The sequence below is a fragment of the Pseudoalteromonas sp. JC28 genome, assembly GCF_013319255.1.
Lineage (GTDB): Bacteria > Pseudomonadota > Gammaproteobacteria > Enterobacterales > Alteromonadaceae > Pseudoalteromonas.
This window is the reverse complement of record NZ_QOKX01000008.1, coordinates 245,816-260,630: the sequence shown is the minus strand read 5'-3', so window position 1 is coordinate 260,630 and position 14,815 is coordinate 245,816. Positions and strand designations below refer to the sequence as shown.

The window sequence follows — 14,815 nt, the reverse complement described above, 5'->3', positions numbered from 1 at the left end:
TAATTGGCAACCGACTGCTACACTTTAGCAGTCGGTTGGTGTTTGTAGCGTTAAATCATACTTTTTCAGGTTCAATCTCTTTGATATAACGGTGTACAGAAAGAAAAGAGCCTACAAACCCTAAAGTAATCGCAGTGCCAAGTAGCACTAACAGTTCATTCCCTGCCATTCCCTGAAGCACAAAGTTGCTTTGATATACCCCAACAACTGTAGATACAGCTGACTCCAGCCACCACAACATAAGGCCAACACAGATAAAGGCAACCAAACCACCAACTATCCCATACCATACACCAGTCCAAAGAAACGGAGCCTGAATAAAGGTATTGGTCGCTCCCACCAGTTTTAGCACTTGAATTTCTTCTTTCTTGTCCATGATGGATAAGCGTATGGTATTTCCAATAATCAAGATAACGGCGCTAAGCAATAGAAACCCCACGGTGATCACACTTTCTTTTAGTAACCCCAGTAGTGCATTTAGGCGCTCTAGCCATTCAATATCCAGCTTACCAAATTCAACCTCGCGCTCTTTTTCAAGCTTAGTGAGAAGCTCTGTTGCGGCTTGTGGTTTTCTAAAACGACTAACAGGCGTTACCAGCACGACATTAGGCAGCGGGTTTTCTTCTAAATAGTTAAGCGCCTGACCAAAGCCTGACATTGACTTAAATTCATCCAAAGCTTGGCTTTTACTTATCAGTACTACTTTTTCTATTTCTGGATAGAGTGCAAGTCGCTTCACCAGAGTTTGTGTCTGTGCCTCAGTCATTTCATCTTTAACGAACAATGATATTTCAGATGCCTCTTTAAACCCGCTACTTACCTGCTGTACATTTTTCACTACCACATAAAGCGTCGCAGGTAATGTCAGGCTGAGCCCCAAAACTAGAATAGTCATTAAAGAGGCCATTGGCGTACGCCACATTTCCCCAAGGCTCTGTACACCTTGACGAATAATCATCAAACAAAAAAAGTAAAAATGATGAAATATCGACTTTTTACTCTGTTCAGCCTGATTTCCTCGTCCTTTAAACAGCAAACTCATAGCGTGTCCTCCGCTAGCGGATCTTGTAGCATGCGTCCTTGATTAAGCGTGAAGCTACGGTATTTCATACGTGCTATTAACCCCAAATCATGAGTAGCGATAAGAACGGATGTACCACGGCGATTAAATTCTTCAAATAGGTTCAGAATTTCCATCGATAGTTCTGGGTCTAAGTTCCCCGTAGGTTCATCTGCAAGCAGCAAAGGCGGCGAGTTAACAATCGCTCTTGCTATGCCAACACGTTGCTGTTCACCTCCAGATAACACACTCGGATGGCACTTTGCTTTATCAAGCAAACCCACCTTGTCCAAAGCGGCATGTACTCTTTTGGTGATCTGTTTATGGTGAGTACCTTCAATAACTAAAGGTAGTGCGACGTTATCAAATACGCTGTAACGTTCGAGTAGGCGGTGGTTTTGAAAAATAATCCCAATATCTCGGCGAACAAAAGGAACTTGCCGGTTAGATACCGTATTGAGATCGACACCATTAATGTAGACACGGCCTGCTGATGGCCTTTCCATCACGCTAACCAACTTTAATAATGTACTTTTACCAGCGCCACTGTGGCCGGTTAAAAATGCGAGTTCTCCATTTGCAAGTTCAAAGCTCACTTTTTCCAGTGCTTTGTGCCCACCAGGATAAGTTTTGCTCACTTGCTCAAATTTAATCATGTTGGCCTCTTATACTTATTTTAACCATGACACTCAGTCCGTGGCATTGTAGCAATTCGGCAATCGAATAAAGCGGGCAAATTTGCCCGCTTTATTGCAACTGATGTCTCTATTTATTCTTGACTGAACAATGCCTCGATAAAATCATCACTCTTAAAGGTGCGTAAGTCATCAATGCCTTCACCTACACCGATATATCGAATTGGCACCTTAAACTGATCCGCCACAGCAAAGATAACCCCACCTTTGGCTGTACCATCAAGCTTAGTTAACGTGATACCAGTTAAGCCAACCGCTTGATTAAACAGTTTTACCTGGCTAATCGCATTCTGACCAGTTCCGGCATCAATCGTCAACATCACTTCATGTGGCGCGTCTGGGTCTAACTTTTTCATTACTCGAGCTATCTTCTCAAGCTCTTGCATTAGGTTATCTTTATTTTGTAATCGACCCGCTGTATCCGCTATTAATACATCGATATTTCTCGCTTTAGCGGCTTGGAAGGCATCAAATACCACCGACGCAGAATCAGCACCTGTGTGCTGGGCAACAACAGGGATACTATTTCTTTCACCCCATACCTGCAACTGCTCTACCGCGGCCGCGCGGAAAGTATCGCCAGCCGCCAACATGACGGATTTACCTTCGCTTTGAAACTGTTTGGCAAGCTTACCGATTGTTGTCGTTTTACCAACGCCATTTACGCCGACCATTAAAATAACAAAAGGTTTCTTATCGGCAGGGATCTCAAGCGGTTGCTCAGCCGTCTTTAAGATCTCTGACATTTCTTTTTTCATTAGATCATATAAAGCTTCACCGTCTTTTAACTGCTTTCTATCAGCGGCATCAGTCAGGTTATCTATCAGCTTCATCGTGGTTTCAACACCAATATCAGCCGTTAGCAATTGCGTTTCTAGATCTTCGAACAGCTCATCATCGATTTTCTTGCCTTTGAATACCGAAGCAAAGCCTGAGCCGATATTGGCCTTGGTTTTCAACAAGCCTTTTTTAAGGCGGGAGAAGAAACCTTCTTTTTTCGGCTTTTCTTGTTCTTGAGCTAATTGTGCTTGACGCTCTTCCTCTTCACGCTCGGCTTGTTCTTTAACTAGCTGTGCCTGATGTTCTGCCTCTTCACGTTCAGCTTGTTCTTTCGCTAATTTCGCCTGGCGCTCTGCCTCTTCACGCTCAGCTTGTTCTTTAGCTAACTGTTCTTGGCGTGCTGCTTCCTCACGCTCAGCTTGTTCTTTTGCTAATTGCGCCTGACGTTCGGCCTCTTCACGATCAGCTTGTTCCTTTGCTAACTGTTCTTGGCGTTCTACTTCTTCACGCTCGGCTTGTTCTTTCGCTAACTGTTCTTGGCGTGCTGCTTCCTCACGCTCAGCTTGTTCTTTCGCAAGTTGTGCCTGAAGTTCTGCTTCCTCACGCTCAGCTTGTTCTTTCGCTAATTGCGCCTGACGTTCTGCTTCCTCACGCTCAGCTTGTTCTTTTGCTAATTGCGCCTGACGTTCTGCTTCCTCACGCTCAGCTTGTTCTTTTGCTTGTTGCGCCTGACGCACTGATTCTTCACGCTCAGCTTGTTCTTTCGCYAATTGTGCCTGGCGTTCYGCTTCTTCACGCTCGGCTTGTTCTTTTGCTTGTTGCGCCTGACGTTCTGCTTCTTCACGATCAGCTTGTTCCTTTGCTAACTGTTCTTGGCGTTCTACTTCTTCACGCTCGGCTTGTTCTTTCGCTAACTGTTCTTGGCGTGCTGCTTCCTCACGCTCAGCTTGTTCTTTCGCAAGTTGTGCCTGATGCACTGATTCTTCACGCTCGGCTTGTTCTTTCGCCAATTGTGCCTGGCGCTCTGCTTCTTCACGTTCAGCTTGTTCTTTCGCTAGTTGTGCCTGACGTTCCGCTTCTTCACGCTCGGCTTGTTCCTTTGCTAATTGTGCCTGACGTTCCGCTTCTTCACGCTCAGCTTGTTCCTTTGCTAACTGTTCTTGGCGTTCTACTTCTTCACGCTCGGCTTGTTCTTTCGCTAACTGTTCTTGGCGTGCTGCTTCCTCACGCTCAGCTTGTTCTTTCGCAAGTTGTGCCTGAAGTTCTGCTTCCTCACGCTCAGCTTGTTCTTTTGCTAACTGTTCTTGGCGTTCAGCTTCTTGTTGCTCTTTATCGGATTTACCAAAGCCCAACCAAGATAAAAATTTGTTTTTCTTTCCCATATTCACTTATGACCGTGTTAGATAAATTGCATAAACCCAAAGCAAAATGTTGATGATCTTGCTACCATACTCGAAAACGCCAATCCGCATCAGCTTATTGCTTTTACTTGGATTGATATCACACTTAATTTTGGGCTCGAAAGGCAAGCCGAGGATGGCAACCTTAGTGCTTAGACAAAATTGCGTGCAAGTGTACCATGTTCCGTAAGGATGAAAAATCCTGACACCAAGAACCTTTAATAAAGAAGCAAATTACGTCGCTATGAGAAAATCTAAGCCTAAGTCAAATACCAAACAGTCTGGTTTCATCCGCCTGATCAGTGGTAAGCATAAAGGTCGCAAATTACCAGTTCATGATGTTGCGGGATTAAGACCAACAACAGATAGAATGAAAGAAACCGTTTTTAATTGGCTCATGCAGGACGTAAGAGACGCAAAAGTACTCGATTGCTTTGCTGGTGCTGGCAGTCTAGGATTTGAGGCTATTTCACGCTTCGCAGCAAGCGGAACTTTTATCGAACTGGATAAAACCGCGGCGACGCAGCTTAGCAATAATGCAACTTTACTCAAACTGGATAACGTTGAAATCATTAATACCGACGCGTTAACCATGCTGGCAAATAATCTTAAGCAACAGCAATATGACTTGGTTTTTATTGACCCACCCTTTCGCAAAGAGCTTGTGACTCCTTGTTGTGCCTTACTTGAGTCACAATCTTGGCTCAGCGAAGAAGCACTCATCTATGTTGAATTTGAACAAGAGGCACAGCCTGAAACACCAGAAAATTGGCAAGTGATTAAAGAAAAGCATGCAGGACAAGTGATCTGCCGCCTGTATCAGCGCTGAAATTCCCTCATAAAGAATGAAAAAACAGCCGCTAGCGTATGACATGACAGGGCTGGTGTTTTTAGCTATAATTTAGGCTTTACATGCGGTCTTGCTTCAGATTACAATACCGCACCATTTTTGAACCAATTGGCTAGTTTTTAGCCAGATAGAGCTAAGCTCATTAATTAGGTAGGTGAATTTTTAATGCCAGTAATTAAAGTAAGAGAAAACGAGCCGTTTGACGTTGCACTACGTCGTTTCAAACGTTCATGTGAAAAAGCAGGTATCCTTTCTGAAGTTCGTCGTCGCGAGCACTACGAGAAGCCAACTGCTGAGCGTAAGCGCAAAAAAGCTGCAGCGGTTAAGCGTCACATGAAGAAGCTTTCTCGCGAAAACGCACGTCGCGTTAAATTATACTAATCAGTATTGGTCTTGTATCAATGAGCTTATTAGTTACGCTAAAAGACGCGCAAAAAGAAGCGATGAAAGCCAAAGAGAAACTTCGTCTTGGCGCGATTCGTGCGGTACTTGCTGAAATTAAACAGCGAGAAATCGACAACCAAACTACACTAGACGACGCAGGCATTACTGCGGTTTTAGTTAAGTTGGTTAAGCAGCGTCGCGATTCTTATACCCAGTATAAAGATGCAGGGCGTGAAGACTTAGCTGATATCGAAGCTAACGAAATTAGCGTACTTGAGACATTCCTTCCTAAGCCACTTAGCGAAGATGAAATTGTCGAGCTAATTGATGCCGTGATTGCACAAACTGGTGCGTCAGGCATGCAAGACATGGGCAAAGTAATGGGTGCGATTAAAGCAGAAGCTGAAGGTCGTGCTGATATGGGTAAAGTCTCTGGTTTAATTAAGCAAAGACTTACCGCTTAAGCCCGCATACAATTGTATGATTGATAAGTGAACCGAGCCTAGTGCTCGGTTTCTTCGTTTTAGGCGTCATTCGTATCAATGCAGCGCTGATAAAATATCTCACTTGAATTAAGTTGATTTTTTCTCGTTGCTCCTTGATATAATGCGCTCACTCACTAGTACAACTTCGGAACTTAAATGAAAGGCAAAATCCCTAGACAGTTTATTGATGACTTGCTCGCAAGAGCGGACATTGTCGAGCTCATAGACGGTCGTGTGGGATTAAAAAAAGCAGGAAAAGACTATCAAGCCTGCTGTCCATTTCACAATGAAAAAACGCCTTCATTTACCGTGTCACGTGATAAACAGTTTTATCATTGCTTCGGCTGTGGTGCTAATGGCAACGCAATTTCCTTTTTAATGGAATACGACAAGCTTGAGTTTGTCGATGCTATTGAAGAATTAGCCGCCCTATTAAACTTAGAAGTACCACGCGAAAACGCCCCGCAAGGGCCGCAGCGTTCAATGGAAGAAAAAAAGTCTGACTATGACTTAATGCTCCAAGCCGCTAAGTTTTACCAGCATCAGTTAAAACACCATAGCAATGCCACTCAAGTAATTGACTACGTAAAAGGCCGCGGCCTGAGTGGCGAAACTGTACAAAAGTTTATGATTGGTTATGCACCACCTGAGTGGGAGTCATTGTGTAATCAAATAGCCCGCAAGCCTGAGCACAAACAACAGCTACTTGATTTAAAGTTAGCATCAGAAAAGTCAGCTGGCCGCCAATTTGACTTCTTCCGCGATCGCTTGATGTTCCCTATTCGTGATAAACGTGGTCGTGTCATCGCATTTGGCGGAAGGATAATGGGTGCAGATCAAGGCCCTAAATATCTAAACTCGCCTGAAACACGCATTTTCCATAAAAGTTTCGAACTTTATGGTTTTTATGAAGCTAAACAAGCCCATAAGCAATTAGATAAAGTGTTGATTGTGGAAGGCTATATGGACGTCGTTGCCCTTGCAGAAAAAGGCATTGATTACGCTGTTGCCGCGTTAGGCACTGCAACCACAGCTGAACATATGCAAACTTTGTTTCGAAATACCGACAGAGTGGTATGCTGCTATGACGGTGACAGAGCTGGCCGCGATGCGGCTTGGCGTGCACTTGACCATGCTTTACCTAACTTAAAAGACGGTAAGTCTCTACAGTTTGTCTTTTTACCTGATGGTGAAGATCCAGACTCATTGGTACAGCAAGAAGGCAAAGATGCATTTGAAGCACGGCTAGAAACAGCAACCGATTATACGCAAGTATTGTTTACCAAATTACGTGAGCAATGCGACCTTACAAATGATGCAGGCAAATCCAAGCTGCTTACCGATGCCATTCCACTGATCAGCAAAATACCCAGTGACTACTACCAAGAGAGTTTATTAACGACCTTAGCCAGGTTAATTGGTCGTACTCGTGAGCAACTTAGTGCTAAATTGGCAAGTAACAAACAGCAGAATAAAATTGAACGCCAATTTAAAGTCACGCCGATGCGTCGAGCGATTGGCTTACTGCTCCAACATCCACAGCTTGCGCAAACGGTTGAGTATATGCCTGAACTCGGTGAAATGGCGATCCCAGGTATTCAGCTGCTACTGAGCTTACAAATGTTATGTCACGATAACCCGCAAATAAACACAGCGCAGTTACTTGAACATTATCGCGACCAAGCTGAATTCGATGCCTTGAAAAAGCTTGCGGTGTGGCAACATGGCGTTGCTGAAGATAGGCTAGAAGACGAATTTAAAAATACTTTTCAATTTATTGAAGATCAGTGTTTAAATTATCGCCTAGAGACCCTATTAATAAAGGAGAAAACCGAAGGCCTAACAAATGATGAGCGGCTAGAATGCGCACTCCTTACCCAAGCGCTTAAACAGTAGAAGTTCTAGTCAATAGCAATTTTCGGTGCTATAATGGTCTATTCACTGCGTCATCAAAATTTAGCTGTTAAATAGCTGGCGCCTGTTGTATCAACTTTTCAGAGTGGAAGCAAATTTCTCTATGGATCAATCTCCTCAGTCACAACTCAAACTTCTGATTCAGAAAGGTAAAGAGCAAGGTTATTTAACTTTTGCAGAAGTTAACGATCATCTTCCACAAGACATCATAGACTCAGATCAGGTAGAAGATATCATCAGCATGATCAACGATATGGGTATTCAGGTCTCTGAAAATGCGCCTGATGCTGACGAGTTGATGATGCAAGAAACAACAACAGATGAGGATGCTGCGGAAGCAGCAGCTGCGGCTTTAGCAACAGTAGAAAAAGAAATTGGCCGCACAACTGACCCTGTTCGTATGTACATGCGTGAAATGGGTACGGTTGAACTTCTAACTCGTGAAGGCGAAATCCAAATCGCTAAGCGTATCGAAGAAGGGATCAACCAAGTACAGATTTCTGTTGCAGAATACCCTGAAGCCATTACTTATCTTCTAGAACAATGGGACAAGTACGAAGCGGAAGAAATGCGCCTAAGCGACATTGTTTCTGGTTTCTTTGATCCTAATGCTGTCGAGGAAAACGAAGCGCCAATTTCAGCAACACACATCGGTTCTGAGCTAAGTGATGAAGACTTGGATGACGAAGATGATGATGAAGATGATGACGATGACGACTCAGAAGAAGGCGATTCTGGCCCAGATCCTGAAGAAGCTCGCGAGCATTTTGAACATCTTCGTACGCTGTACAATGCCGCGCGAGAAATTTTTGAAAGTAAAGGTCGCTCGCACCCAGATGCGAAAGCTGCAATTCAGGAAATCGGCGATCACTTCCGTACTTTCAAGTTAGTTCCTAAGCAATTTGACCGCATGGTAAATAACATGCGCGACATGATGGATAAAGTGCGTGTTCAAGAACGCATCATCATGAAACAAGCAGTTCAAATTGCCAAGGTACCAAAAAAGGTTTTCGTTAAGCACTTTGCTAATAACGAAACCGATACCGCATGGATCGATGCTGAAATTGCATCAGGTGAAAAACACTCAGCAAAACTTGCTGAAGTAAAACCTGAAATCGAGCGTTGTGTTAACAAGCTTAAAGCGTTTGAAGATAGCACTGGTCTTAGCATTGAGCGTATTAAAGACATCAACCGTCGCATGAGTATTGGTGAAGCAAAAGCTCGCCGTGCGAAGAAAGAAATGGTTGAAGCGAACTTACGTCTTGTAATTTCAATCGCTAAAAAGTATACCAACCGTGGTCTGCAGTTCTTGGATCTAATCCAAGAAGGTAACATCGGTCTGATGAAAGCGGTTGATAAATTTGAATACCGTCGTGGTTACAAGTTTTCAACATACGCAACGTGGTGGATCCGTCAGGCGATTACTCGCTCAATTGCGGACCAGGCAAGAACTATCCGTATTCCAGTGCATATGATTGAAACAATCAACAAACTGAATCGTATCTCTCGTCAAATGCTACAGGAAATGGGCCGAGAGCCAAGTCCTGAAGAATTGGCAGAACGTATGATGATGCCTGAAGACAAGATCCGCAAAGTGTTAAAGATCGCCAAAGAGCCAATCTCAATGGAGACGCCAATTGGTGATGATGAAGATTCACATCTTGGTGACTTTATCGAAGACACAACTATCGAGTCGCCGATTGATTCAGCAACGATGGAAAGTCTTCGTGGCGCGACCAACGAAGTACTCGCAGGTCTTACAGCTCGTGAAGCTAAAGTACTACGTATGCGTTTTGGTATCGATATGAATACAGACCACACGTTAGAAGAAGTGGGTAAACAGTTTGATGTTACACGTGAGCGTATTCGCCAGATTGAAGCTAAAGCACTACGTAAGCTGCGCCACCCTTCTCGCTCAGATCTATTAAAGAGCTTTTTAGACGTTAAGGGCTAAAAAGTAGCAAATAAGATTAAGGCCGCTATTCAGCGGCCTTTTTTATAGTAATTGGATTAAATAGGTATACACACATGGCTTGGATCCAAATCCGAATTTATTCAGATAAAGCCGATGCCGATGCGTTAAGCGATATGCTTATGGATGTCGGTTGTCCGTCTGTCACATTCATGGATAGTAAAAACAATCCCGTTTACGAACCAAAACCTGGCGAAGTCATCTTATGGCCTGAGACAACGGTGATCGGTTTATTTGAAGCGAATCATGATATGCAAGCAGTCGTTGACTTTGTCCAGTCACAATATGACAAGCCGTTAAACTACAAGCTTGAACAGCTAGAAGACAAAGACTGGGAACGCGAGTGGATGGATAATTTCCACCCAATTAAGTTTGGCGAGAGATTATGGATTTGCCCAAGCTGGCGTGATGTGCCAGATCCCAATGCCGTCAATGTGCTACTGGATCCTGGTCTTGCATTTGGCACTGGTACCCATGCCACAACCGCACTTTGCCTGCAATGGCTAGAACAACAAGACCTCAGCGGCAAAACGGTCGTTGATTTTGGCTGTGGCTCTGGGATTTTAGGCATCGCAGCAATCAAATTAGGCGCTGAGCGTGTGATTGGTATTGATATCGATCCACAAGCGCTTATCGCAAGCCGCGATAATGCCGAGCGCAATGGCGTTGCAGATAAACTAGAAGTGTATTTACCTGAAAATCAGCCGCAATTCAGTGCTGATATCGTCGTTGCTAATATTCTTGCACAGCCGCTGAGAGAGCTACACGAAATCATTCTCGGCTTCTTGGGCGACAAAGGTGCCATCGCCATGTCTGGTATTTTAGAAGAGCAAGCGCAATCTGTTGCGGATGTTTATGCGCCATTTTTAAAGCTAGACAACATTGCTCAACAGGGTGAATGGACGCGCGTCAGCGGTGTGAAAAAATAAGGCTGCTAACGTAACGCTGACAAAAGTATCAGCGAGTCAATGAAAGTTAGTAAGTTTTAACTGGTAAAGCCTGTAATTAACAGGCTTTACGCATTTTTCACAGCTTAAATTTTCGGCTCAAATTGTACCTTTAAAATTGTTTTTGCATAAATTTCGTGCAAATTATCTGGGCTCTCAGGTTGTTATCAAATGTCAACCCATAAAGTTCAAAAAAAAAGCAATTATGTTCAATTTATAACCTTTGATTTTTGCGAAAAAAACCGTAAACTTAGCGCCCCTTGAGGTAAGGCGGATTAAACTGTAGTGCGTATTGGTCCATACCAACTTGAAAACAATCTTATCGTAGCACCAATGGCTGGGATCACCGACAGACCGTTTCGACAACTGTGTCGACGTCTAGGTGCTGGGCTTGCGGTATCAGAAATGTTGTCTTCAAATCCAAAAGTGTGGAAAACCGATAAGTCGCAAAATCGCATGGATCACAGCGGTGAATCGGGCATTCGCTCGGTACAAATCGCAGGAGCAGATCCTGAGTTGATGGCGCAAGCAGCACAATTTAATGTCGCAAACGGTGCGCAGATCATAGATATCAATATGGGCTGCCCCGCTAAGAAAGTGAACAAGAAGCTTGCAGGCTCAGCATTGTTGCAATATCCAGAGTTGGTTGACGAAATCGTCACCGCTGTGGTTGCTGCCGTTGACGTACCTGTGTCGTTAAAAATCCGTACAGGATGGGACACAGACAATCGTAACGGTGTTGAGATTGCTCGCATAGCTGAACGTCGAGGCATTGCTTCGCTAGCCGTGCATGGCCGTACAAGAGCATGTATGTATAAGGGCGAAGCTGAATACGCCACGATCAGAGAAATTAAACGTTCAGTATCTATTCCTGTAGTAGCAAATGGTGACATTACGTCTCCTGAAAAAGCGAAGCAGGTGCTGGAATACACGGGCGCAGATGCCATTATGATTGGTCGAGCCGCCCAAGGTCGTCCTTGGATTTTCCGAGAAATAGACCACTATTTGCAAACCGGTGAACATTTGCCAGAACCTGAAATAGCAGAGGTTCGAGCAATATTGATGGAGCACTTAGTAAATCTTCATCAATTCTATGGTGAGCCAATGGGAGCGCGCATCGCACGCAAGCATGTATCTTGGTATTTGCAGGCCCATGACCAAGAAGGTCAATTTAGGCGAGTATTCAATGCCTTGGAGACGCCAGAAGCGCAAATCGAGGCATTAGAAGACTATTTTGAAACATTAGGGTGAATGAATTTATTCATCCTTCAGGCTAACTAAGAAAGAGACATAACGATGTTCGAACAAAATGTGACTTCTCCATTTATTACTAACGCTCATGTTCAGTCACAAGAGAAACCGCAACCTTTGCGCGATGCAGTTAAAAAAGCTGTACATCACTACCTAAAGCAGCTTAATGGTCAAGACGTACAAGACGTTTATGAGTTAGTTCTTTCTGAGCTTGAAGCGCCTCTACTTGAAGAGGTTATGACTTATACTCGTGGTAACCAGACTCGTGCAGCGATCCTTTTAGGTATCAACCGTGGCACACTTCGCAAGAAGCTAAAAAAATACGGCATGAACTAAGCACTGCTGGTAAAATTTAGTTGATAAAAAAGCACCTTCGGGTGCTTTTTTATTGTTTAAAATTCAGCAGCTAGCGGACATTTATCCTTTTCATATCGCACTTTTCTCATGTTTATCTCGCCTTTTAACATCGTCATCTTAACAATAATGCGCTAAAATACCGGCTCTCTAAGCTAGCCCTTAACTAATCATTGAGGAAACCTGAACCATCATGGATATACATCGTCCAATTCGTCGCGCCCTACTAAGCGTGTCAGATAAAACCGGTATCGTTGAATTCGCCACAGCACTTGCAGCTCAAGGCGTAGAAATTTTATCAACTGGCGGTACTTGCAAACTACTTGCAGACAACGGCATTAAAGTAACAGAAGTATCTGATTACACTGGCCACCCAGAAATCATGGATGGTCGCGTTAAAACGCTTCACCCAAAAGTGCACGGCGGTATCTTAGGACGTCGCGGTCAAGACGAAGACGTCATGACTGAAAACAATATTTCAGCAATCGATATGGTAGTAGTCAACTTATACCCCTTCGCACAAACTGTTGCGAAAGCTGACTGTAGCCTAGAAGATGCAATCGAAAATATCGATATTGGTGGTCCAACTATGGTTCGTGCTGCGGCTAAGAACCACAAAGACGTGACCATTGTTGTAAATGCGAGTGACTACAGCCGCGTCATTGAAGAAATGAAGGCGAACTCTGGCTCTACAACATACAAGACACGTTTCGACCTTGCTATTGCGGCCTACGAGCATACCGCACAGTATGACGGCATGATTGCCAACTACTTCGGTAAAATGGTTCCGGATTATACGGAAGAAGCAGCAGAGGAAACCAAATTCCCTCGCACTATCAATATGCAATTCACTAAGAAGCAAGATATGCGCTACGGTGAAAACTCGCATCAAGACGCTGCTTTCTATGTTGAAAACAACATTGAAGAAGCATCCGTCGCGACGGCTAAACAACTTCAAGGTAAAGCGCTGTCTTATAACAATATCGCTGATACCGATGCCGCACTTGAGTGTGTTAAAGAGTTTGATAAGCCGGCTTGTGTTATCGTAAAACACGCAAACCCTTGTGGTGTTGCGGTAGATGAAAACATTCTTGCCGCCTATGACCGCGCGTTTAAGACCGACCCAACTTCTGCCTTCGGTGGTATCATCGCCTTTAACCGAGAGCTAGACGGCGACACGGCGGAAGCCATCGTAGCGCGTCAGTTTGTTGAAGTTATCATCGCACCTAGCGTATCAGAAGAAGCCGCACAAATCGTTGCTGCAAAGCAAAATGTACGTTTACTAGAATGTGGTCAGTGGTCAAACAAAACCACAGGTACTGATATTAAGCGTGTTAATGGCGGTATCTTAGTACAAGATCGTGACCAAGGTATGGTTGGTTTGGACGACCTTAAGGTGGTTTCAAAACGTCAACCTACAGAGCAAGAACTAAAAGATCTACTGTTCTGCTGGAAAGTCGCTAAATTTGTTAAGTCCAACGCGATTGTTTACGCCCGTGATGGCATGACTATTGGTGTGGGCGCAGGCCAAATGAGCCGCGTATACTCTGCAAAAATCGCAGGGATCAAAGCCGCAGACGAAAACCTAGAAGTTCCGGGTTCTGTGATGGCTTCTGATGCGTTCTTCCCATTCCGTGATGGCATTGACGCCGCTGCGGCTGCGGGTATCACTGCGGTAATTCAGCCGGGTGGTTCAATGCGTGATGAAGAGGTGATTGCCGCCGCTGATGAAGCGGGAATGGCAATGGTGTTTACCGGCATGCGCCACTTCCGCCATTAATCAATAAAGCGCGAAACTTATGAGTTTCGCGCTTTTTGTTTCAGCTAATTTCCAGTATTCTGGCTACAGCATAATCATAACAGAATGAAGGAAGCTAACGATGAATCTAGGTATGAAATCTCTTATCGCTGCTGCAGTATTTACCACTTTAGTGGGCTGTAACGCGACAGAATCTAACTCCAGCCAAGCAGTACCAAGCGCGATTGCAAAAGCCGTTGCTAGCGACAATCGAGCTGAGAGCAATAGAGCCCGAGACCAATATCGCCACCCAAGTGAAACGCTTGCTTTTTTTGGCATTGAGCCATCAATGACCGTGGTAGAAATTGCACCTGGTGGTGGTTGGTATAGTGAGATTTTAGCGCCGCTGGTTAAAGGTCAAGGCACCTATTATGCAGCGCACTTCCCTGCTGATTCAGATGTTGGCTACTATCAACGCTCATTAAAAGGCTACAAAGAAAAAGTAGCAACCAACCCAGACTATAGTGAAGTAAAGATCACGGAATTTGCACCAGTGACGCACAGTAATATTGCGCCACAAGGCAGTGCAGACGTGGTACTTACCTTCCGTAACGTACATAACTGGTACATGGGTAAAGGGGATGAAGGTGTACTTAGCGCGTTCAACGCGTTTAATAAGGCACTGAAACCTGGTGGCATTTTAGGTGTGGTTGAACACCGCCTACCTGAGCACCGTCAACTTGATGATCAAAAGTCGTCAGGTTATATGAAGCAAAGTTATGTTGTTGATATCGCCAAGCAAGCTGGGTTTGAATTAGTTGCAAGCAGCGACATTAACGCCAACCCACTAGACAGCGCCAATCACCCAAAAGGCGTCTGGACTCTGCCACCTCGCTTAGCGCTAGGTGATGAAAAAGCAGCGCAATATAAAGCGATTGGGGAAAGCGACCGCATGACCTTAAAATTCAAAAAGCTTTAATAGGAA

13 protein-coding genes are annotated in these 14,815 nt (G+C 44.3%); 10 read left to right on the top strand and 3 right to left on the bottom strand.

What is annotated here, in order from left to right:
* Positions 1 to 55 precede the first annotated feature (55 nt).
* The 3 genes from ftsX to ftsY form a co-directional block, all read right to left on the bottom strand.
* Complete coding sequence (ftsX, locus tag DS891_RS18945) at positions 56 to 1,042, bottom strand: permease-like cell division protein FtsX (RefSeq protein ID WP_010607197.1); 987 nt, start codon at positions 1,040 to 1,042, stop codon at positions 56 to 58.
* Positions 1,039 to 1,716, bottom strand: a complete 678-nt coding sequence (gene ftsE, locus DS891_RS18940) for a cell division ATP-binding protein FtsE (RefSeq protein WP_017218471.1) — start codon at positions 1,714 to 1,716, stop codon at positions 1,039 to 1,041. Before ftsE ends, ftsX begins: the two co-directional genes overlap by 4 nt.
* Positions 1,717 to 1,829: 113 nt before the next feature.
* Positions 1,830 to 3,917 (bottom strand): signal recognition particle-docking protein FtsY, encoded by a 2,088-nt coding sequence (ftsY, locus tag DS891_RS18935; protein WP_174170613.1) that lies wholly within the window; start codon positions 3,915 to 3,917, stop codon positions 1,830 to 1,832.
* A 262-nt stretch (positions 3,918 to 4,179) separates the two neighbouring features.
* Between ftsY and rsmD the strand changes: the two genes are divergently transcribed.
* The 10 genes from rsmD (at position 4,180) to DS891_RS18885 (ending at position 14,809) form a co-directional block, all read left to right on the top strand.
* Positions 4,180 to 4,764, top strand: a complete 585-nt coding sequence (gene rsmD / locus DS891_RS18930) for a 16S rRNA (guanine(966)-N(2))-methyltransferase RsmD (protein ID WP_174170612.1) — start codon at positions 4,180 to 4,182, stop codon at positions 4,762 to 4,764.
* A 186-nt stretch (positions 4,765 to 4,950) separates the two neighbouring features.
* Positions 4,951 to 5,166 (top strand): 30S ribosomal protein S21, encoded by a 216-nt coding sequence (gene rpsU, locus DS891_RS18925; RefSeq protein WP_010362466.1) that lies wholly within the window; start codon positions 4,951 to 4,953, stop codon positions 5,164 to 5,166.
* A 20-nt stretch (positions 5,167 to 5,186) separates the two neighbouring features.
* Entirely contained in the window at positions 5,187 to 5,633 is a 447-nt protein-coding gene (locus DS891_RS18920) for a GatB/YqeY domain-containing protein (RefSeq protein ID WP_010374111.1), read from the top strand.
* Between the two features lie 177 nt (positions 5,634 to 5,810).
* A complete protein-coding gene (dnaG, locus tag DS891_RS18915) occupies positions 5,811 to 7,550 on the top strand; it encodes a DNA primase (RefSeq protein ID WP_174170611.1) in 1,740 nt (579 codons plus the stop codon).
* A gap of 121 nt (positions 7,551 to 7,671) precedes the next feature.
* On the top strand, positions 7,672 to 9,522 hold the full coding sequence (gene rpoD / locus DS891_RS18910; protein WP_010607190.1) for an RNA polymerase sigma factor RpoD: 1,851 nt from the start codon (positions 7,672 to 7,674) through the stop codon (positions 9,520 to 9,522).
* A 74-nt stretch (positions 9,523 to 9,596) separates the two neighbouring features.
* The gene (gene prmA / locus DS891_RS18905) at positions 9,597 to 10,469 is read left to right on the top strand and encodes a 50S ribosomal protein L11 methyltransferase (protein ID WP_010607189.1); all 873 of its coding nucleotides are present in this window, start codon (positions 9,597 to 9,599) and stop codon (positions 10,467 to 10,469) included.
* Positions 10,470 to 10,772: 303 nt separating this feature from the next.
* Complete coding sequence (gene dusB / locus DS891_RS18900; protein ID WP_010374120.1) at positions 10,773 to 11,738, top strand: tRNA dihydrouridine synthase DusB; 966 nt, start codon at positions 10,773 to 10,775, stop codon at positions 11,736 to 11,738.
* 45 nt (positions 11,739 to 11,783) lie between these two features.
* Positions 11,784 to 12,074: a DNA-binding transcriptional regulator Fis gene (gene fis / locus DS891_RS18895; protein ID WP_010374122.1), complete on the top strand. Its 291-nt coding sequence runs from the start codon at positions 11,784 to 11,786 to the stop codon at positions 12,072 to 12,074.
* Positions 12,075 to 12,285: 211 nt separating this feature from the next.
* The gene (gene purH / locus DS891_RS18890) at positions 12,286 to 13,872 is read left to right on the top strand and encodes a bifunctional phosphoribosylaminoimidazolecarboxamide formyltransferase/IMP cyclohydrolase (protein ID WP_174170610.1); all 1,587 of its coding nucleotides are present in this window, start codon (positions 12,286 to 12,288) and stop codon (positions 13,870 to 13,872) included.
* A gap of 100 nt (positions 13,873 to 13,972) precedes the next feature.
* Positions 13,973 to 14,809 carry a class I SAM-dependent methyltransferase gene (locus tag DS891_RS18885; protein WP_102057551.1) on the top strand — a complete coding sequence of 279 codons (837 nt, stop codon included), beginning with the start codon at positions 13,973 to 13,975 and terminating at the stop codon, positions 14,807 to 14,809.
* Positions 14,810 to 14,815 lie beyond the last annotated feature (6 nt).